This is a genomic window from Streptomyces ossamyceticus, assembly GCF_001418475.1.
Lineage (GTDB): Bacteria > Actinomycetota > Actinomycetes > Streptomycetales > Streptomycetaceae > Streptomyces > Streptomyces ossamyceticus.
Genome location: NZ_LIQX01000031.1, coordinates 1 through 19,507 on the forward strand (window position 1 = coordinate 1; position 19,507 = coordinate 19,507).

General features: G+C 70.1%; 16 protein-coding genes. 3 read left to right on the forward strand and 13 right to left on the reverse strand.

The annotated features are described in order from the left end of the window. Positions 1–74: 74 nt before the first annotated feature. The 5 genes from AOK15_RS03035 to AOK15_RS03055 all read right to left on the reverse strand — a co-directional run bounded on the left by AOK15_RS03035 (position 75) and on the right by AOK15_RS03055 (position 5,671). A complete protein-coding gene (locus tag AOK15_RS03035) occupies positions 75–1,124 on the reverse strand; it encodes an aspartate-semialdehyde dehydrogenase (RefSeq protein ID WP_055512448.1) in 1,050 nt (349 codons plus the stop codon). 32 nt (positions 1,125–1,156) lie between these two features. Continuing rightward, positions 1,157–2,131 carry a GlxA family transcriptional regulator gene (locus AOK15_RS03040; protein WP_055512450.1) on the reverse strand — a complete coding sequence of 325 codons (975 nt, stop codon included), beginning with the start codon at positions 2,129–2,131 and terminating at the stop codon, positions 1,157–1,159. A gap of 104 nt (positions 2,132–2,235) precedes the next feature. Further along, entirely contained in the window at positions 2,236–2,661 is a 426-nt protein-coding gene (locus AOK15_RS03045; RefSeq protein WP_055512452.1) for a response regulator transcription factor, read from the reverse strand. A 167-nt stretch (positions 2,662–2,828) separates the two neighbouring features. Next, positions 2,829–4,286, reverse strand: a complete 1,458-nt coding sequence (locus AOK15_RS03050) for an aldehyde dehydrogenase family protein (RefSeq protein ID WP_055512454.1) — start codon at positions 4,284–4,286, stop codon at positions 2,829–2,831. A 146-nt stretch (positions 4,287–4,432) separates the two neighbouring features. Continuing rightward, positions 4,433–5,671, reverse strand: a complete 1,239-nt coding sequence (locus AOK15_RS03055; RefSeq protein ID WP_055512456.1) for a hydroxyacid-oxoacid transhydrogenase — start codon at positions 5,669–5,671, stop codon at positions 4,433–4,435. Positions 5,672–6,282: 611 nt separating this feature from the next. Between AOK15_RS03055 and AOK15_RS03060 the strand changes: the two genes are divergently transcribed. Then, a complete protein-coding gene (locus tag AOK15_RS03060) occupies positions 6,283–7,602 on the forward strand; it encodes an MFS transporter (protein ID WP_240508285.1) in 1,320 nt (439 codons plus the stop codon). A gap of 69 nt (positions 7,603–7,671) precedes the next feature. After that, a complete protein-coding gene (locus tag AOK15_RS03065; protein ID WP_055512460.1) occupies positions 7,672–8,916 on the forward strand; it encodes an ATP-grasp domain-containing protein in 1,245 nt (414 codons plus the stop codon). A gap of 85 nt (positions 8,917–9,001) precedes the next feature. On the opposite strand, the gene AOK15_RS03070 is transcribed toward AOK15_RS03065, so the two are convergent. The 6 genes from AOK15_RS03070 to AOK15_RS03095 all read right to left on the reverse strand — a co-directional run bounded on the left by AOK15_RS03070 (position 9,002) and on the right by AOK15_RS03095 (position 16,677). Beyond that, a complete protein-coding gene (locus AOK15_RS03070; protein WP_055512462.1) occupies positions 9,002–10,111 on the reverse strand; it encodes a M14 family metallopeptidase in 1,110 nt (369 codons plus the stop codon). 270 nt (positions 10,112–10,381) lie between these two features. Further along, positions 10,382–11,149: a hypothetical protein gene (locus AOK15_RS03075; RefSeq protein ID WP_055512464.1), complete on the reverse strand. Its 768-nt coding sequence runs from the start codon at positions 11,147–11,149 to the stop codon at positions 10,382–10,384. A gap of 11 nt (positions 11,150–11,160) precedes the next feature. Then, on the reverse strand, positions 11,161–11,889 hold the full coding sequence (locus AOK15_RS03080) for a hypothetical protein (protein ID WP_240508286.1): 729 nt from the start codon (positions 11,887–11,889) through the stop codon (positions 11,161–11,163). A 21-nt stretch (positions 11,890–11,910) separates the two neighbouring features. Beyond that, complete coding sequence (locus AOK15_RS03085; protein WP_055512468.1) at positions 11,911–12,999, reverse strand: hypothetical protein; 1,089 nt, start codon at positions 12,997–12,999, stop codon at positions 11,911–11,913. 302 nt (positions 13,000–13,301) lie between these two features. Beyond that, positions 13,302–14,387: a hypothetical protein gene (locus tag AOK15_RS03090; protein ID WP_055512470.1), complete on the reverse strand. Its 1,086-nt coding sequence runs from the start codon at positions 14,385–14,387 to the stop codon at positions 13,302–13,304. A 130-nt stretch (positions 14,388–14,517) separates the two neighbouring features. Next, the gene (locus AOK15_RS03095) at positions 14,518–16,677 is read right to left on the reverse strand and encodes a RecQ family ATP-dependent DNA helicase (RefSeq protein WP_055512472.1); all 2,160 of its coding nucleotides are present in this window, start codon (positions 16,675–16,677) and stop codon (positions 14,518–14,520) included. A 350-nt stretch (positions 16,678–17,027) separates the two neighbouring features. Between AOK15_RS03095 and AOK15_RS03100 the strand changes: the two genes are divergently transcribed. After that, on the forward strand, positions 17,028–17,654 hold the full coding sequence (locus AOK15_RS03100; RefSeq protein ID WP_055512474.1) for a hypothetical protein: 627 nt from the start codon (positions 17,028–17,030) through the stop codon (positions 17,652–17,654). 420 nt (positions 17,655–18,074) lie between these two features. On the opposite strand, the gene AOK15_RS03105 is transcribed toward AOK15_RS03100, so the two are convergent. Together AOK15_RS03105 and AOK15_RS03110 are read right to left on the reverse strand one after the other, a co-directional pair. Beyond that, on the reverse strand, positions 18,075–18,680 hold the full coding sequence (locus AOK15_RS03105; protein WP_079049666.1) for a hypothetical protein: 606 nt from the start codon (positions 18,678–18,680) through the stop codon (positions 18,075–18,077). Between the two features lie 68 nt (positions 18,681–18,748). Next, on the reverse strand, positions 18,749–19,450 hold the full coding sequence (locus tag AOK15_RS03110) for a ribonuclease HII (protein WP_055512478.1): 702 nt from the start codon (positions 19,448–19,450) through the stop codon (positions 18,749–18,751). Between the last annotated feature and the right edge of the window lie 57 nt (positions 19,451–19,507).

Sequence of the window (19,507 nt, forward strand, 5' to 3'; positions counted from 1 at the left end):
GCCGTCCAGGTCGGCGAAGGCGGAGCCGCCGAACTTCAGCACCAGCGGACGGCGGCCCGGCGTGCGGCGGGAGGTCATCCGAGCCACCCGTTCTTGGTGGCGAGTTCCACGATCTGGAGGGCGTTCAGCGCCGCTCCCACCCACAGGTTGTCGGCGACCACCCACAGAGCCACCGCCCGGTCGTCCTCGGGCTCGACGCGTATACGGCCGACATGGACGAGGGCCCGGTCCTCGGGGCGGGCGAAGACGGTGCGGGGCATGGGGTAGGAGGGGTTGTCCGACCGGCGGTAGGCCCGGAGACCGGGCGTGGCGGCCAAGGTCTCCTCGACGGACGCGGTGCTGACCGGCTCCCGCAGCCGGAGGTGCACGGCCTCCGAATGGCAGTCGAAGACAGGTACGCGAACCGCGGTGGCGCTCACCCGCAGCTCCGGCAGGCCGAGGATCTTCCGTGGTTCACGGACGAGTTTGCGTTCCTCGTGCGTGAGCCCGGTGTCGTCCCGCAGCCCTATCTCGGGGACGAGGTTGAAGGACAGCGGCTGCCCGAAGCGCCCACCAGGGGCACCCTGCGCGCGAGGCTCGTCCAAAATGGTCCTGGACCCCTCCGCCAGCTCCCGCAGACCGCGCACTCCGCCTCCGGACGCCGCCTGATAGGTCGCCACCACGACGCTCTCCAGGCCCGCCAGTTCGTGCAACGGGTGCAGGGCGCGCACCAGTTGGATGGTCGAGCAGTTGGGGTTGGCCACGAGCCCGCTCACCGGGCGGTCGTCGAGGGCGCCGGGGTTGACCTGCGGCACCACGAGGGGGACGTCGGGGCGCATCCGGAAAGCGGAACTGTTGTCGACGACCAGCACCCCGGCCGAGGCGAGCCGCTCCGCCTCTCGGGCGCTCACTTCCGCGCCCGCGGAGAAAATGGCCACATCCAGACCCCTCGGGTCCAGATCGTCCAGGGTGACCACGTCCGTCATGGGCAGGGAGAGCGCCAGTTCGGCGGCCAGGTCACGGCCGACGCTACGCGGCGAGCCAACGGGTGTCAGCTGCTCCACGGGCACGATCCCGCCGTCGAGCAGGGCCAGGCACTCCCGGCCCACCGCTCCGGTGGCGCCCACTACCGCGATGCGCAGCATTCGGTTCCTCCTGTCGGCCCCCCGTGTGGGGCTCAGTGCGTCGTCGTGTCGGGTAAGCGGCCCCGGAAGGCACGCCGATAGGCATTGGGGGTGGTGTTGAGGGAGCGCACGAACTGGTACCGGAGGGCCGCCGCGTTGGCGAAGCCGGTACGGGCCGCGACCATCTCCATCGTGTCGTCGGTGTTCTCCAGCAGCCGCTGGGCGCTCAGCACCCGTTGAGCCAGCAGCCAGCGGTACGGGGTGGTGCCCGTCTCCATGCGGAAGCGGCGGGCGAAGGTGCGCGGCGACATGCAGGCCCGTGCCGACAACTGCTCGACGCTGATCTCCTGGTCCAGGTGCCGCTCGGCCCAGGCCAGGACCTCCCGCACACCGTCCTCCCCGACCTGCGCCACCGGCCGTTCGATGTACTGGGCCTGCCCGCCTTCCCGGTGCGGGGGCACCACCATGCGCCGGGCGATGGCGTTGGCGACGTCGCTGCCCTGGATCTTGCGCACCAGGTGGAGGCAGGCGTCGATACCCGCGGAGGTGCCGGCGGAGGTGAGAATCGGGTCCTCGTCGACATAGAGGACGCCCGGTTCGACCTGGGCCTTGGGGTAGCGCTCGGTGAGCGCGGCGGCGTACCGCCAATGGGTCGTGCAGCGCCGTCCGTCGAGCAGTCCCGCGGCGCCCAGGACGAAAGCGCCCACACAGACGCTCACGACCCGGGCGCCGCGGGCCACCGCCTGCCGCAGTGCCTCCAGCAGAGCGGGCGGGAAGTCCCTGGTGTGGAAGTCGTCCCCCACCGGGATGGCGATGAGATCGGCTTCCTCCAGCCGGTCGAGCCCGTAGGGCGTGCTGATGGTGAACCCGGGCACCGCCCGCACCGACGAGGCTTCGGCGGCGACGAGAGCGAAGTCGTACGCGGGCAGCCCCTCCTCGCTGCGGTCGATCCCGAATACTTCGCACACGACACCGAGTTCGAAAGGATGGACGTTGTCGAGCAGGACCGCGGCTACGTTCTTCAGCATGGGAACCAATGTGGCAGTAATGCGTGGTCTTCTGACAGTCCCTGCGCTGTCGCCTGGCCGGATCGGCCCGCATACTCTCGGCATGGGCCCTGAAGCGAAGGAAGTCACTCACTCGCGTTCATGGGCGGAGGCGCATCGTCGAAGGGCTCACCAATGGAGACGATCCCACTGCGGATTCCCATGACCACGGCCTGTGTACGATCGGATGCGCCGACCTTCGTGAAGACGGCGGACAAGTGGTTCTTCACCGTCTTCTCCGATATTCCGAGCGCTTTGGCCACGCGACGATTCGAATTCCCCCGGGAGATGAGCACCAGGATCTCGCGCTCACGGGCTGTCAGCAGGTCGAGCGAGGTCCGGGCCGCTAGGACCTCCTCGGAACGCGACGGTCCGACGCCGGCCCGCCGGCCGCCGTCGGCGTCGGCGTCGGCCCGTAAGTCCTCGATCACCTGCTCCTGGGCTTCCAGAGCACCTTGTGCCTCGTCCAGCGCCTTGTGCACGTTGGCGACGACCTCGGCCAGTGCCGCCACGGGCTGCGCCGGCGCCCCGCACAACGCGCAGCACCGTCGGGCTCTCGACTCGGTGGCGGGCTCTCGCACAACACGTGACATTCATGAACTCCCTCCATCGATATGAATGAGATGAAACGCGCTTCTCCATTGGATTCGGGGGCTGCGGGGTGAGTTAGAGAAGCGGGTCAGGAAGAAAGCTTCGCGTGGATCGCCACCGTCTTGCACCGCGTGTATTCGCGCAGTGCCTCCAGGCCTTTCTCCACTCCGATTCCCGACCGCCGGTATCCGCCGAACGGCAACTCGACTCCACCGGCCGCGCTGTAGTTGTTGACGAACACCTGTCCCACCCGCAGACGCTGGGCGAGCCAGTGGGCCGTCGTCACGTCCGACGTCCAGATTCCGGCGGCCAGTCCGTAGGTGGTGTGTTCCGCGAGGGCGACCGCCTCGTCCAGCGTGTCGAAGGCCGAGACGCACAGGACGGGTCCGAATATCTCCTCGTTGAAGACCCGGTGTTCCGGGGTCACCCGGTCGAGGATGGTGGGCTCCACGTAGAAGCCCTCTGCGTACGCGTCCCCGCGCGGTACTCCCCCGCCGACGACCACCTCGGTGGTGCGCCGGCCCTCGGCGAGATGTCCGAGCACTCTGTCGCGCTGGCGGGCGGAGATGAGCGGGCCCAGGTCGGGATCGTCGATCCCCGGCCCGATGCGCAGGGAGCGGAACCTCTCGGCGAGGGCGGCGACCAGCTCGTCGTGCACGGAGCGGTGGATGAGCAGCCTGCTGCCGGCCGAACAGTTCTGTCCGGCGTGCTCGGTGATCGACTCCACGATCTGCGGCACCGCGCGTGCGGCGTCGAAGTCGGGCAGGACCAGGTGCGGTGACTTGCCGCCGAGTTCCAGCGTGACCGGCACGATGTTCCGCGCCGCCGCGGCCATCACGGCCTCGCCGACCTCCCGCGAGCCGGTGAAAGCGAGGCGGTCCACGTCGGGGTGGGTGGCGAGCGCGGCGCCCGCTTCCTCCCCGAGGCCCGGTACGACGTTGAGGGCCCCGGGTGGAAGCCCCGCCTGTTCGACGATGTCGGCGAGGCGCAGCGAGGTCAGCGGCGCGTCCTCGGCCGGTTTGAGGACGCAGCAGTTCCCGGCGGCGAGGGCGGGGGCCATGGTCCTGGCGGCGATCTGCAGCGGATAGTTCCACGGGATGATGTGGCCGCACACGCCGTACGGTTCGCGCAGCGTGAAGGCCAGTCGGCCCGGCTGCTGCTGGATCGTGTCACCGCCCAGGGCTTCGACGGCGTTGGCGTAGAAGTCGAAGTAGCGGGCGGCGATGTCGGCGTCCACGCGGGCCTGACCGAGCGGTTTGCCGGTGTCGAGGGTCTCCAGCCGGGCCAGTTCCTCGCGTTCGGCGCGCAGTCCGTCGGCGATGCGATGGCAGATCCGCGAGCGCTCGACCGGCGTCGTGAAGCGCCAGGCCGTCTCGTACGTGTGGCGGGCTGCCTGCACGGCCGACTGGACCTCGGCCGCGCCACAGCGGGCGACACGTGCGATGGGGCGGGCGTTCGACGGATCGAGGACGTCGATCCACCGCGTGGTGGGAACCTGCTTTCCCGCGATGACAGCCGTGTATTCCGGTATTACTGCTTCACTCACGGGTGCATCCAGCTCCTTGGCCTGGGGGGAGGGCCGCACTGCTTCCAACGGTCGAGCGGTAAGCGGTCGGGCGGTAAACGGTCGGGCGCCAATACGGTCGGGCGGTCGAGCCGGCCGGAGGGCCCTCCGGCCGGAGGGCCGGAGGGTCAGGCGGACATCGAACCGGCGATGATCCTCTTGAGATCGTGCGGGGCGACGTCACGCGGGCAGCAGACCAGCAGCCGCTGCTGTTTGAGCGCTCCCTCGACGAGGTCGGGAAGGTCCTTCGTGGTGTAGCCGAAGTCCGCCGGCCCGGCGGGCCCACCGGTGTCCGCGACGATGCTGCGCAAGGTCGCCGGCAGCACGTCCGCGCCGTTGGCCTCGGTCACGCCGGCGAGGTTGGCCCCGAGCAGTTCGGCGGCCCGCAGATGGCGTTCGGGGGAGGTCGGGTACGTGAACTCGAAGGCCGCCGCCGCGGTGGAGACGACCGCCGCTCCGTGGGGCACCATGGCGTGGTCGACCTGGTATCCGTCCGGCCGGTAGTCGCGGACCAGCCCGGCTATGGGGTACGCGCAGGCATGCGGAATGTGGGTTCCGGCGTTGCCGAACCCCATCCCCGCGAAGCTCGCCGCCCGACTCATCCCCGTCCGGGCCTCCAGGTCGTCCGGGTTGAGAACGGCGCGCCTGAGATAGCGGCCCACCAACTCCAGCGCCTGCTCCGCCCAGACGTCGCTGATCGGATTGGCGCCGATGTACAGCGGCCGGTCCCCGGGGGTGGGGTAGGGCGGGCGCCGGTCATAGGCGCGGGCCGTGTACGACTCGCAGGCGTGGGTCAGGACGTCGTACCCCGAGGACGCGGTGACCGCCGGAGGCAGGGTCAGCGTGTTGACCGGGTCGACCAGCGCGAGGGAGGGCAGCAGCCGCAGGTCGCTGATCCCGGTCTTCACCTTCAGGCCCGTGACGCCGAGGGCGACCATGGCGGTGCATTCGCTGCCGCTGCCGGCTGTGGTGGGGACCGCCACCAGCGGCTTGAGCGGGCCGGGGATCGGGGATCCGGCGCCGATGGGTGCGTTCAGGTAGTCGCGGACCGGGCGGCCGGGATGGGTGAGCAGCAGGTTCAGCATCTTGGCGGTGTCGATGGAGCTGCCACCGCCGAGACCGACGTAACCGTCCACCTGGAGGGAGCGCAGTTCACGGGCCGCTTCGGCGCAGCTCTCGTCGGTGGGTTCCACCCGGGCACGGTCGAACACCGCGACCGAGACCCCCTCCTGTTCGATCTGTTTGGCGACATGGGCGGGCAGACCGAGTTCGGCCAGAAGGGGATCGGTCACCAGCAGCACGGATGAGATACCGGCTTTCCGCAGTTCATGGCCGATTTCCCGGGTGGCACCGACACCGAATTTCATCGGCGGTGCCTGCCAGCTGATTATTCGTTCCCGCTCTGGACCATTTCCGCCATACGCATACGACTCCACAGTCCACCCCCGTCTTCAGATCGATCTCGGTGACTTCGCACGCGAATCAGTTGTCGCGAAGGATGACGCACGGTCAGAAGATGTGGCCGCTCGGCACGATGATGTCGCCGTTCACGCGGAATTTCGACCGGGTGAGGGCCACACTAGTCAGTCGATTTCACTGCCGCCATAGGACCAGGGTCCCATGACCCTGTCGAGCGGTGGCCACACTAGCCAGTAGGTTTCGGCCCCGCCATAGGTCCGAAGTCCTATGGCCGGATCGGTCAGCACCTTTGAGCCAGTACTGGTGAAATTCCTGCTCCGGCAGGACGGCAACCGGTCGCGCACCCTGTTTTCGCTGCCGTCGCCCATCAGGAACGAGGCGGCGGAAATGGCAGTAATTCGATGGTGATCGTCAGTGCGGGCCCTGTTGCCGTGCCGACCGGTTCCGCACAGTGAGACGCATGGCACAGGACAACGCGACGAGAGCGTCGGACGGGGCGGTCAAGCAGCACGCGGGGGTGCGGCAGGTCTGGCGCGAGTCCCCGACGGCGGTGAAGTCCATGCTGGCCGGCACCATGATCATTCGCCTGGGCGGCTTCGTGCAGGTCTTCATGGTGCTGTATCTGACCGAACGCGGGTTCTCCGACGGCCAGGCGGGCGCGGCGCTCGGCATCTACGGCGCGGGGGCCGTCCTGGGGACGCTCGTCGGGGGCTGGATGTCCGACCGGCTCGGCCCGCGGCTGACGATCGTGACCACCCTGCTGGGCTCGGCGGCGCTCCTCCCCTGCGTCCTCTACCTGGAGAACTACTGGGCCATCCTCGGGGTCATCGCCATCAGCGGCGCCGCCAGCCTGGCCTACCAGCCCGCGTCCACCAGCATGATCAGCCTTCTCACGCCGGTCGAACGCCACGTGATGATCTTCGCCATGGGGCGGTTGGCGATCAATCTCGGCACGACGGCCGCGCCCCTGCTGGGCGCGGCGCTCGTCAAGGTGTCCTGGGACTTCCTGTTCTGGGGCGAGGCGCTGGCCGTGGTGGTCTTCTCCGCCGTCGCCGCGACCACCCTGCCGCACCGCATGACGACCGACACGACCGGCACGACGAACGCGACAAACACGACGGACACAACGGACACCTCGAAACTCGCGGGCGGCGGGACGGAGGGCGGCGGAGCGGCGGCCGGCGCGACGGGCGTCGCTGGAGATGTGGCGGCGCCGAAGGCCTCGTATCTGGCGGTCCTGACCGACCGCCGCTATCTGATGTTCCTGCTGGCGATGTTCGTGAGCTCGGTGATCTACATCCAGCACATCTCGGCCCTGCCGCTGGCCGTGAAACACCTCGGCATGGGAATCGAGGTCTACGCGGCGATGATCGCGCTGAACGGCCTTCTCGTGATCACCTGCGAACTCCTCGTCGCCAAGGTGGTACAGCGCTGGCAGATCCGGACGGCCGTGATCATCGGTGTGCTGCTGACCGGCGTCGGTATGAGCCTTTACGCCCTGCCGCTGGGGCTGGCCGCACTGGTGATCGCCACTCTCGTCTGGTCCCTCGGCGAAATCATCGGATATCCGTCGCTGTTCTTCGCCTATCCCGCACAAGCGGGCCCGCCCGCACTTCGAGGACGTTATCTCGGTGCGTCGAACGCGCTGTACGGACTCGGCAGCGCCGTCGGCCCGTTCATCGGAGTGATGATCTGGAATCGCTACGAGGAAGGCCTGTGGCTCGGCTGCGGCGTGGTGGGTCTGCTCGCCGCGGCGGCCGCTTGGGGCGGTGTGCGCCCACCCCGGGCCACGGAAAAGAACGAGGATCGAGCCGAGAACGAGGGGAAAGGGATCGGCGATTCCGGAACAGCCGACGCGGAGATCCGGACGGGAACCTAGGAAGGCTCCGCAGGAGCGGGACCGCGATCGCGCAAGCGTCAGGACATTCGCAGAAGGGGAAGCAATTAGATGCAACGCCATGTAATCCTGGTCGATCCCTATTCCGAGGCCGCCGAGTTCGCCAACGCCTTCCGGGCGCGGGGGGTTGCGTCGGTGGCGATCCTGAGCACACCGGCACCGCTCAAGTCCTACTTGCACGGCTGGAAGCCGGAGTCCTTCAGCGCGACCCATTTCCATGACGGCGACTTCGCGAAGCTGGTGGAAACCGTGCGCGGTTACGACCCCGTCGCCGTCATCCCCGGCAACGAGCACGCGGTCAGGCTCGTGGACGCGCTCGTCGAGGAGCTGTTCCCCGGCACGGGCAACGTGCCCGAACTCTCCGCCGCCCGCCGCGACAAGTGGCCCATGGCCCAGGCCGTGGCGAGCGCGGGCATCCCCCATCTGCGGACGTTCGCCGCCGGGACCGAGGAGGAGGCGGCCGACTGGCTGCGGGAGACCGGCCTGGAGGGGCAGGCACTGGTGCTCAAGCCCCGGTGCAGCGGCGGCACGGACGGCGTGCACAAGGTGGAGGCGGGCGAGGACTGGCGGCTTCCGTTCAGGCGGCTGCTGGGCTCGGTCAACATGTTCGACCTGACCAACGACAGCATCCTCGTCCAGGAGTTCGCGTCGGGAACCGAGTTCGTCGTCGACACCTACTCCGTCGACGGGGAACTGGGGCTGGTGGCGGTGGTCCGGTACAGCAAGTCGGCCCGCGGCGCCCGCATCGGGGTCTATGACGCCGAGGACTACCTCCTTCCCGAGGACCCGCTGGTCAAGGTGCTGGAGACGTACACGCGCCAGGTCGCCGAGGCCGTCGGCATCCGTACGGGGTGCACCCACACCGAGATCATGCTGACGGACGAGGGACCCCGCCTGATCGAGATCGCGGCGCGCCTCGACGGCGGCTGTGCGCAGCAGGCCGCGCGGCTCGCGACGGGTGACTCCCAGATCGACCGCACCGTGCGGCACCATCTGGACTCGGCGTTCAGCCCCGGCTACGAGATCGTGCAGCCCACCCGGGTGGCCTGGCTCTCCGCGGCGAACAGCGGGATCATGCGGAACGCGGAGGTCCTGGACTCACTGCGCGACCTGGCCTCGTTCCAGAAGCTGGGCTGCCGCTACCCGAACGGCTCCCGGGTCCCGAAGACGGAGGACCTCTTCACCACGCTCGGCTGGGTCCTGCTCTCCACCCCCGACCAGGACGTCCTCGACGAGGACACCCAGCGGGTACGCGAGATCGAGGCCAAGGTGGAGATCGAGCCGCTCGACCCGTAGGCGCCACCGAATGACCGAAACGCCGAACCTCCCGCAGTCGTCGGCGGACTGCGGGAGGTTCGGGGTTGCCGCGGTGCTCGACGCGTCAGCCGTGCTCGCCGGGCTTGGCGTCGGCGAGGCCGATGAGGGCCTGGTCGAACACCTCACGCGCCCTTCGGAGGACCTGTTCGCGCCAGCGGGCGTCGTCGGCGGGGCAGAAGGCGTCCCGGATCAGCCGCTTGAGGCCGGAGCGGACGGCGTCGGCCGGCGTGTGGTGCCGGTGCAGCCATGTGTCGGCGCACAGGGCCAGCAGTACCTCGGGGCCTGGCTGGGTGCCGAACTCCAGGGTGATCGCGGTCAGTCGGCTGTCGGCGCCGATGCCGTCGGCCACCGCGGTCGCCGTGTTGCCGACGATGGGTGTGGAGGACGAGGTGCCGTGCTCCGAGGCCGTCAGCGCGTCGCCGTACCAGCGGCGGGCCCGTTGGTGGGCGTCGGCGTCACGGCCGCCGCGGAAGATGGGTTCGCCGACACCGCGTTCGCCGAGCCCGGTGTGCAGATCGATGTAGCCGATGTGGGCGGCGCCGGTGATCTGCTCGGCCACCACCGTCTCGAACACGCGCCGGGACCAGGTCGGGGCGCTCCCGCCGTGGAAGAGGCCGTCGGGGTGGCGGTACTGGCCCCGGGTCACGGCCTCCTGAAGGCGTTGCGGGCCGAGTTCGTCGCGCAGCGCGGTGAGGTTCGCGACCAGCTCGCCGGGGTCGAACGCGGCGGCGTCCGGCGGGACCAGCGTGCGGTGCACGGCGTCGTAGGCGCCGTTGTGCGGCGGGGCGTCGTGGTCGACGAAGTTCCGGTTGAGGTCGACGTTGTCCTCGTTGACCCGACGCAGATAGGCGAAGCCGTACGGGTTGAGGGCGTGGACGAGCAGGACGCCGGTGGTGGGTCCGGCGGCGGCCTCGGCGAGACCTTCGCGGAGCAGGATCCGGGTCTGACAGGCCGAACCGCAGAAGCCCTCGATGCCGTGGGTCCCGGACACCGTCACCAGGAGCTTCACCGGATCGGGTGGCCCCAGGTAGGCGGTGTCGACGGCGAGTTCGCCGCCGTCGGGCCCCCGGTGTCCGGGCAGGACGAAGGTCCTCAGCCGTGCGCCCGCCGCCTCCGCGGCGCCCAGGAAGTCGGCGCGTGCCCGGGAGTAGTCGTGCGGAAATGCGTCCGACATGGTGCCTCACGATCGGTGGAGTGCCGGGTGTGGGATGACGTACGGCCGATGCAGGGGTGACATACGGCCGACGCACGGGTGACGTACGGACGCCCAGAGGCCGCACACATACGCAGCCATCGCACAGCCGCGCGAACAAGTACCCGACGCCGACCGCATGGACGGGTGCCCGACGCCGGCCGCATGGACGGGTGCCCGACGCCGGCCGCACGACCAGGCCACCGGGCCCGGAGCCTTGTCAGGGCGCCGGGCCCGGTGGGCGAGGAGGTGTCAGCGGCGGGCGGAGGGCGCCGGCAGCCCCAGGGCGGTGAGGATCGAGTGCGCCCCGGCCTGTGTCGGCACGTGCAGCAGGCACAGCACCCGGTCTCCCGGTCGCGTGTGCTCGGCGAAGTACCGGTTGGCGTCGGGCGCGTGGCTCAGGGGCCGCTCCCGGTACAGGTCGACCGGACGGCCTATGCCGGGAACCACCCCCCGTGCGGGGTCGAAGGCCGCTCCGGGGGCGAGCGCCTCGGCCACCTCCGCCGCCAGGGCCTCCCCGTTGTCGTCCTTGCCCGCGAGATCCGGGTACATGGTGATGTCCGGATGACCGCTGAACGCCGCCATCGCGCAGTGCACCACGGGGTTGTACGTCTTGAGCGCGATCACCTCGGGGAACGGGTGGCCCTCGGCCAGCAGCCGGTCGAAGTGGAGGGCCCAGCTCTCCTTGAAGACCGAGCCGTTGCGGTACGCGTCCCCCACGAACTGGATCATGATGTGCAGGCAGGGCCGCCCCGAGGGGATCTCCGCCCACCGCGAGGTGAGCAGCGCGACGACCCGGTCCCGCTCCCGGTCCACCCCGACGATCACGTGATCGGCCTCGGTCAACATGTCCCGCCGGAGCGTGAACAACTGACGGGTGTGCAGGCCCGGCATGGCGAGGACCAGGCCGTCCACGATCCACTTCTCGGTCTCGGTCGGCAGCTCCCGGCCGGGCGGCAGGGCCAGCACCTCGACCCTCCGCCGCCCGTCGGGCCGCTTGCCGCGGTCGTCGTCGGCCACCGCGGCCCCGCTCAGGCCTCGGCCGCGGTGGGCAGCGGTATCTGCGCGTCGCTCCTGCCGATCACGGTGAGCTGGTGCAGCTCCACGAAGTACAGCTTCCACAGCCAGTAGATGTGGTTGAGGTGCTCGACGACCTTCTGCTCCTCGGCGTCCGACGTGATCAGCGTGGACAGCACCCGCCACACGAAGTCGTCGTGGTCGTCGTCGAGGTCGGTGTTGACGTGGGCGCGGGCCCCCTTGACGTTGTCCTCGCCGAGGACGTCGCCCAGGTTGTCCAGCCACTCGGGCTGGGTGCGAGTGGTGACGTACTCCACGAAGTACACGCTGGTGATCAGCGCCAGCGGGCTGTCCTCGAACTCCATGCCGTACTGGAGGTATCCGGTCAGCAGTTTGGTGGAGAGCAGCGGTTCCGTGGCGTAGATCTGGTCCTTGGTGACGCCGACCTTGGCGAGGTCGGCGGCGAACAGCCGGTCGTGCAGCATCTCGTCGTCGGTGTAGTGCGCCCACGCCTTGGCCTGCACCGGGTCCACCTTGGTGAAGTACTTGATGGCCAGCGCGTCCACGGTCCGCTTGCGGCGCAGCCGCAGGATCGTCTCGATGTTGTGGCGCTTGTAGTAGTCGAGGTTCAGCTCGGAGGAGTTCTTCTGGTGCTGGGCGTAGGGGACCGTCTCGTAGAAGTCCTTGATGAAGGTGTCGAGGATCGCGTCGACCTTCTTGCGCAGTTCCGGGTTGATCGTCATGGCGTGCATCCCTCCTTGGGGTCAGTGGCAGCCGCAGCTCGCGCTGGAGACGCGCTGCATCCGGCCTCGGCGTACCGCCTTGCGGGCGCCGAGGACGGCTGTTCCGTCCGCTGTCACCAGCGAGCTGCGGGGACACAGGAAGGCCAGGGCGAAGCGCGTGGCCGGCGTGATCCCCAGCCCGAGGTTCACGACGCCGCCGGTGGCGCCGTACACCTCGTTGGGGCCGCAGTTCGCCGGGATGATCTCCGTGGTGGTGTTGATCCCGAAGCCGAGCTCCCAGATGACGCGACAGCGCGGATCGTCGGTGAGGAGCTTCTCCAGCTCGACCGCCGCCGAGGTCGCGCCCGGTGTCTGCGGTGTGACGCCCTCGATGGTTCCGGCGGCGATGTGCAGCGTCACGGCGTGGGCTACGAGCGGGGAGAGGGCTTCGAAGAGTCGTCGCTGGTCGGCGCCGTCGGCCGGGTCCTCGTGGCGGTGGACGATCGGCCATCCGCGCAGGGTCAGGTCCCCGTGGAGTCCGAGCAGCCGGGCGTCCGGTTCGAACGTGGTGATCTCCGCGGCGGTGACGCTCAGCTTCCCCGGGGGGAAGATCTGCTGATCGCCCGGTTCCAGGACGCCGGCCTGCTGGTTCCAGACACAGGCACCGGCTGTGTGGTCGAACTCGGCCTCGGTTCCGGAGACGTCGTCGACGATCGTCAGCCGGTCGCTGTCGCCCACCAGGTCGAAGAACTCCTCGGCGGCGCGGGTCTGCCGGGCCACGTCGGTGCGGGCGGCGGCGCGCAGGAAGTAACGGATGTGTTCGTCGGTGAGGGGCGTGGACCCGGCCGGCAGCACGGCCAGCCTGCGTCCGCCCAGCTCCTCGGGGGTCGGCGAGTCGAGAAACCGCCCGGGGCAGACCGCCAGCACGTGCGCGTCCTCGGGGACGCTCGTCGCGATCAGCTCGCCGAGGCGAGTGCCGGGCGGAAGCGTCAGGCGCAGGACACGGGAGCACCCGTCGCCCGCATTCAGGGAGATCGACTCGCCGCACTGCTCACTCGTGATCAGACAGAAATTCTCGACCGGCCCACCGAACTGACCGAAATCGCTTGTCGTGAGTTCCAGCGGCGGCACGGGCGCACTCCTAGAGAAGGCAGAATTTCTGGAAAGGGCAGAATTCCTGGAAAGGGCAGGACGCCCGAGAAAGCGCGGGACTCTCGGGCAGCACAGAATTCCTGGAAAGTAAGCAGTCACGGAAAACAGGGTGAACCCCGTGGCGGGGCATTGTGCCTGCCCCGCCACGGGTCGGTACTCAGCCCAGGAGCGTGCCCAGGTAGTTGCGGTTCTTCTGCACCTTGATCTTCTTCATGGCGAGTCACCTCCTGTTGGTTGTATTTCCTTGCGTACACCCCACCGGGTCGCACGCCGGCGGTCCGCTATACGGCGGACACGACCCGCTCGACGGTGGGGTGGTCAGGGTGGCCGATCACCGCGACGCCGTTACTGGTCAGCACGCGGGTGTCGGGCGAGATGATGTCCAGGTGGTACTGGGTGTACGGGGTCAGGCCGAGCCCGAAGTGCAGGCAGCCCTCCGTGCCTCCGTACACCTCGTTCATGGCGTGGTTGCCGGGCAGGATGTCGTGCGAGACGTTGAGGGCGTGGCCGATCTCCCACACGATGCGGTAGCGGGAGTCCACCGCGAACATCTGCTCCAGCATCGCCACGGCCGGCGCCGCCCCGGCGTCGAGCGCCTTCAGGTGCCGGATCCTGCCGTCCTCGACGACGGCCTTGATCGCGTTGTCGCGCATCGCCCAGAGCTGGGAGTGGATACGGGCCTGGTCGCGCCGGGAGAAGGAGGGGGTGCCGTTGTGCAGGATCGGGTAGCCGCGCAGCGTGATCTCGCCCTCCAGCGGCAGCTTCAGGGCCTCGTCGAACTCCCTGATCTCGACCGGCAGGACGCTGATCTCACCGGACGGGACGATCTGCTGGTCGCCCCAGTCCAGCGGCCCGGCCTGCTGGTTCCACACCAGACCCTCGCGCAGGTGGTCCAGGGTGGCCCGGGTGCCGTGCACCGGGTCGGCGTACACGAGGTGGTCGGCGTCCTCGGCGAGCTCGAAGAACGTGTCGCAGAACGCCGCCTGGTCGGCGGCCGACGTCCGCTCCATCACACCGAGGAAGTGCCGGATCTCGTCGAGCCCGGTGGGCGTGGAGTTGCACGCCATGCCCATGATCTTCCGCTGCCCCACCAGATCGGGGTCCGGTGACTCGAAGAACCTGTGCGGGGAGATCACCAGCACGTGCGCGGGTTCCGGAATCTTCTTCTCGAGGATTTCCTCGAAATTGTCGCCCGCGTCCAGCGTGATGGTCAGGTACTGCCGGTACTGCGCCGTCTCCTTGACTTCGATCCGATCGACCAGCTCGGAATTCGTGATCAGACAGAAAGTGCTTCCGGTGGCTTCACCGAATTGGCTGAAGCGGCCGGGATCAATGGATATCTGCGCGGACACGATCACTCCCGTCATGACCTCTGCGTATTTCCTCGCCGTGGTCATTACTCTGGCGTGCCGCGGAGTTCTTCCGCCATAGGACGATGGTCCCTGCGCTTTTTCCGCCTCTGGTACTTCCGCCTGTGTCCGCAGGTGAGGGGAATGCTCAGCCCGCCGTGGCGAGCACCAGGGGCAGGACCGGGCCGGCGCCCGCCCGGCGCAGCAGGCGGGCGGAGACGGCGAGGGTCCAGCCGGAGTCGACGAAGTCGTCCACCAGCAGCACGGGGCCCGAGGCCGCGCCGAGGGCCCCGGCCAGTTCGTCGGGCACGGTGAGAGCGGCGGAGAGGGCCTGGAGGTGCCGTGCGGAGTTGCTGCGGCGGGCCGTGTGCTCGCCGCCCTCGGCGGTGTACGCGAGGCTGCCGAGGAAGGGCAGACGCCCGATTGCGGCGACGCGTTCGGCGAGCGAGCCGACGAGCCTGGGGCGCCGCAGGGAGGGCATGGCGACGACGCCGACGGGGCGGGCGGTGGAGCCTGGACCGTCGGACGCCCAGCCCTCCGGGGAGCGGGCCCAGTCGGCGAGGACCGTCACCACAGCCTTGAGGACGTCGTCGGGGACCGGGCCGTCGGGCGCGTTCTCGGCCAGCAGCGGGCGCAGCCGGTTGCCCCACCCGATGTCCGAGAGCCGCCCGAGGGCTCGCCCGGTGGAGCACTGCTCGGCGGCGGGGATACGGCCCTTCAGGTCGACGCCCAGGGCGGGCATCCCCGTCGGCCACATCTTGCGCGGCTCGACCTCTACCCCGGGGCGGGCCAGCTCCTGGGTCGCGCTGGTCAGCGTGTCCGTCGAGACGGAGGAGTCGGCCCAGGCTCCCGCGCAGTTGTCGCACCGGCCGCAGGGGACTGCGCCCTCGTCGTCGAGCTGGTGGCGCAGGAACTCCATCCGGCACCCGGACGTGCTCACGTAGTCGCGCATGGCCTGCTGCTCGGCCGCCCGCTGCTTGGCGACCCACGCGTACCGCTCCGCGTCGTAGTACCAGGGCTCGCCCGTGGAGATCCAGCCACCCTTGACCCGCTTGACCGCCCCGTCCACGTCAAGCACCTTCAGCATGGTCTCCAGCCGGGTGCGCCGGAGGTCAACGGACGTCTCCAGGGCCGGCACCGACAGCGGCCGTCCCGCTTCGGCGAGGGCCGTGAGGGTCTGCCGGACCTGCGCCTCGGGCGGGAAGGCGGTGTCGGCGAAGTAGCGCCAGATGGCCTCGTCCTCCTTGCCCGGCAGCAGCAGCACATCGGCGTGCGCCACACCGCGCCCCGCCCGCCCCACCTGCTGGTAGTAGGCGATCGGCGAGGACGGTGAGCCCAGATGGACCACGAACCCCAGGTCCGGCTTGTCGAAGCCCATGCCCAGGGCCGAGGTCGCGACCAGCGCCTTCACCCGGTTCTCCTGGAGGTCGGTCTCGGCCTGGAGCCGGTCGGCGTTCTCCGTACGCCCCGTGTAGGACGCCACCTCGAAGCCCCGCTGCCGCAGGAAGGCGGTGGCCTCCTCCGCGGCGGCGACCGTGAGGGCGTAGATGATCCCGGAGCCCGGCAGCTCCTGGAGGTGCTCCGCCAGCCAGGCCAGCCGGTGGGCCGCGTCGGGCAGGCGTACGACTCCGAGGCGGAGGCTCTCCCGCTCCAGCGGGCCGCGCAGCACCAGAGCCTCCCCGCCGCCGGTGCCCAGCTGCTCGGCCACGTCGGCCGTCACCCGCGCGTTCGCGGTGGCTGTGGTGGCGAGCACCGGTACGCCGGGGCGGAGTTCGGCCAGCATCGCCCTCAACCGGCGGTAGTCGGGCCGGAAGTCGTGTCCCCAGTCGGAGATGCAGTGTGCCTCGTCGACCACCAGCAGACCGGTGGTGGCCGCGAGCCGGGGCAGCACATGCTCGCGGAAGTCCACGGAGTTGAGGCGCTCGGGGCTGACGAGGAGGACGTCGGCCTCACCGCGCTCGACCTCTCCGTAGACGGTCTCCCACTCCTCCGGGTTGGCCGAGTTGATGGTGCGCGCCTGGATGCCGGCGCGCGCGGCCGACTCGACCTGGTTGCGCATCAGCGCCAGCAAGGGGGAGACGATCACCGTCGGACCGGACCCGCGACGGCGCAGCAGGGCGGTGGCGACGAAGTACACCGCCGACTTGCCCCAGCCGGTGCGCTGCACCACCAGGGCGCGCCGGCGCTCCTCCACGAGGGCCGCCACCGCCTGCCACTGATCCTCCCGGAGCCTCGCCGACCCCGTGGGGTCGCCGACGAGCTCGGCGAGGATGGCGTCGGCTTCGGCACGGAGCTTCACGGTGTCCATGTCCCCATGCAACCCGATACCTCGGACAGTCAGCCACCTCACCCCCCGCGACCCCTCCCTCACAAGCAGCCACGGCCGGTGTCCCGCCCCGGATCGACACGTCAACAGCGCGTTGCCACCCGCCACCCGGGGCGTTGCCGACGACTCCCACAGGGCGGGGATATAAACGGTGGATCACCACAAAACCGCCAGTGGCCCCAATTGCTCGTTGCCGCAACCAAGTTCGGCAGGAAGAATTGAGGTCCGCTCCCCGCACGGCCCACCGGTGAACCGGTAGGGCTTCTGCTGCGGCGTGCGCTCCCCCAGTCCGACCCCGCCCGCAGTGTGGGCGCGTAGCCGAAGGGAGGATCGTGACCTTCGGATTCGCTCCGTCCTCGGCGGCCTCCATGTCGACGTCTGCCGACCTGTCCGCCGCTTCCGCCAACCGGTTGCTCGAGCCCGCGGAATGGGCCGCCGCCGGGATTCCGCTGCTGCGCAATCCCCGGGAGGTCGTCAGCGGACTGCACGCGCGCCATCAGCCGCGGCCCGCGACGGCGGTCATCGCCGTCCTGGACCCCGACGAACGGCTGCGGGCAAGCGCCTCGTTCATCAGGCGACCGGCCCCGGCGGACGGCTGGATGTTCCGCAACGCGCTCCTCGCGCAGCTGCGCCGGGTCATCCCGCACGACCTGCGCCGGCGTGCGCCGGTCCGGACGGCCGTCCTGCTGTACTGCCGCGACGGGGACGCGCGTTGGACGGAGGAGGACGGGGCGTGGATGTGGGGACTGCGGGACGCCTGCACCCTGCACGGACTGCGCTGCGGGGCGTACATCACGCTGACACGTGACGGCTGGCAGGTCCTCGGTGAGGGTCGCGGCGGCCGCCGCCCTCACGCGGACTCACCGGCCGAGCCGTTCGCCACGGCCATGGCTCCGCCGCCGATACCGCGCACCGGCGGGGTGGCCTCCGAGGTACTGCGCCGAGCGGCGGCCCGCTGACCCCGGGGCCTTCGGGCCCTCCGGTCACGCCGGGCCCTCCGGTCATGCCGGGCCCGGCGGCGTCGGCACACTTCAGGCCACGCCCGCGTACTCCCCCACACCACGGGGCGCTCGCGCGTGCGCGCACCCGCAGGTACGTGCGCCCGCGCACACGCACGCGGAGGGCGCGCGTCCACCCTTCCGGCCCCTCCCCTCGGCCCCCGGCCTCGCACCAGCACCAGCACCAGCACCAGCACCAGCACCAGCCTTGCCCGGGCGTCGCTCGCGTCCCGGCCCGCGCGCGGGCACGCGAAACACCCCGCCGGCACGCCGAAGCGCCCCGTCGCGGGGTGTGGCCGTCACGGCACCCTGGGGGCCGTGACGGGCACGCGTCGCTCCCAGGTGTGCCCTGGCGGGCCTACCGGGAGGTTTCGCGGTCGTTCAGACTCCGGCGCCCAGCACCGCGTTGATCTTCTGCGGGTCGCCGCAGACGATCAGCAGCGCACGCGCCCGGCCGAGAGCCTGGGGCAGTGTCTGCGCGGCGAGGGCCTCGGTGCCGCCGTTGACGGCGACCACGACCACGGGACGCGGCGCGGCCCGCCCGACGGCGGAGGCGTCGGCGTAGAACACGTCGTCCCCCGCGTCGTGCTGGGCCCAGTACGCGCTCTCCCCGAAGGACAGCTCGTGGGCGGCCCACGGGTGCTGCTCACCGGTGGTGATCACCAGGACGTCGCCGGGGGCGCGTCCCGACTCCAGCAGCAGGTCGACGGCTTCCTCCGCGGCGTCCAGCGCGCCCTCGGCCGAGGCCGGGAGCAGCTGGATCTGCGGGGTGGCGGCCGGAGCGGACGGCCCGGGCTTGGCCGCGGTGTGCGACGCGCGCTGGGCCGGCACCGGCCGGGCAGGACCCGGGCGGCCGGGACGCGGCGGGGCCGCGGGACGGGGTCCGGGTACGGGACGAGGGGTCGGCGCGACGCGGCCGCTGGCCGGAGTGGCGCGCGGACCCTGGGCACTCTCGTGAATCTGAGGCTCCTCGGGAATGAGAGGCATGAGCTGATGTTTATCAAACGCCGCTACGACTCGCGTCAGCGGGTGGCACATGAGTGCGAACGAATCCGTCAGAAATCGAAGCCGAGCTGACCCTCGATCTCCGGAACGCTTCCGTCCGCCCAGTTGCGGGCCTTCTTGAGATGCCGCCACTGGGGCAGCGCATCAAGATACGCCCACGACAACCGGTGGTGCGGGGTGGGCCCCCGCTCCGCCAGAGCGGCCTTGTGCACGGGCGACGGATAGCCGGCGTTGGCCGCAAAACCGAAGTCTGCATGCTCGACACCCAGTTCGGCCATCATTTTGTCGCGCCGAACCTTGGCGATCACCGAGGCCGCCGCGACGGCGACGCAGGACTGGTCGCCCTTGATCACCGTACGGACGCGCCAGGGCGAACCGAGGTAGTCGTGCTTGCCGTCGAGTATGACCGCGTCGGGACGCACCGGGAGCGCGTCCAAGGCCCGTACGGCGGCGAGCCGCAGTGCGGCCGTCATCCCCAGGTCGTCGATCTCCTCCGGGGAGGCGTGACCGAGGGCGTACGAGGTCACCCACTTCAGCAGTTCCTCGGCGAGCGCCTCGCGGCGCTTGATCGTCAGGAGCTTGGAGTCGGTGAGGCCCTCGGGCGGTCGGCGCAGTCCGGTGATCGCCGCGCAGACGGTGACGGGGCCGGCCCACGCACCTCGCCCCACCTCGTCGACACCGGCAATGACCTTCGCTCCGGTCGTGGCGCGCAGGGAGCGCTCGACGGTGTGAGTAGGTGGTTCGTACGGCATGGCGCCCTTAGCCTACGCCGCCCGCGAGGTGGTGCGACACCCAGGCTCCCGGGGCGG

Coding starts and splice junctions, on each gene's coding strand:
- AOK15_RS03090 (WP_055512470.1), bottom strand. CDS start 14,387: ATGACGGGAGTGATCGTGTCCGCGCAGATATCCATTGATCCCGGCCGC.
- AOK15_RS03110 (WP_055512478.1), bottom strand. CDS start 19,450: ATGCCGTACGAACCACCTACTCACACCGTCGAGCGCTCCCTGCGCGCC.
- AOK15_RS03055 (WP_055512456.1), bottom strand. CDS start 5,671: ATGAAATTCGGTGTCGGTGCCACCCGGGAAATCGGCCATGAACTGCGG.
- AOK15_RS03040 (WP_055512450.1), bottom strand. CDS start 2,131: ATGCTGAAGAACGTAGCCGCGGTCCTGCTCGACAACGTCCATCCTTTC.
- AOK15_RS03070 (WP_055512462.1), bottom strand. CDS start 10,111: ATGTCGGACGCATTTCCGCACGACTACTCCCGGGCACGCGCCGACTTC.
- AOK15_RS03080 (WP_240508286.1), bottom strand. CDS start 11,889: ATGACGATCAACCCGGAACTGCGCAAGAAGGTCGACGCGATCCTCGAC.
- AOK15_RS03035 (WP_055512448.1), bottom strand. CDS start 1,124: ATGCTGCGCATCGCGGTAGTGGGCGCCACCGGAGCGGTGGGCCGGGAG.
- AOK15_RS03065 (WP_055512460.1), top strand. CDS start 7,672: ATGCAACGCCATGTAATCCTGGTCGATCCCTATTCCGAGGCCGCCGAG.
- AOK15_RS03095 (WP_055512472.1), bottom strand. CDS start 16,677: ATGGACACCGTGAAGCTCCGTGCCGAAGCCGACGCCATCCTCGCCGAG.
- AOK15_RS03060 (WP_240508285.1), top strand. CDS start 6,283: ATGCTGGCCGGCACCATGATCATTCGCCTGGGCGGCTTCGTGCAGGTC.
- AOK15_RS03105 (WP_079049666.1), bottom strand. CDS start 18,680: ATGCCTCTCATTCCCGAGGAGCCTCAGATTCACGAGAGTGCCCAGGGT.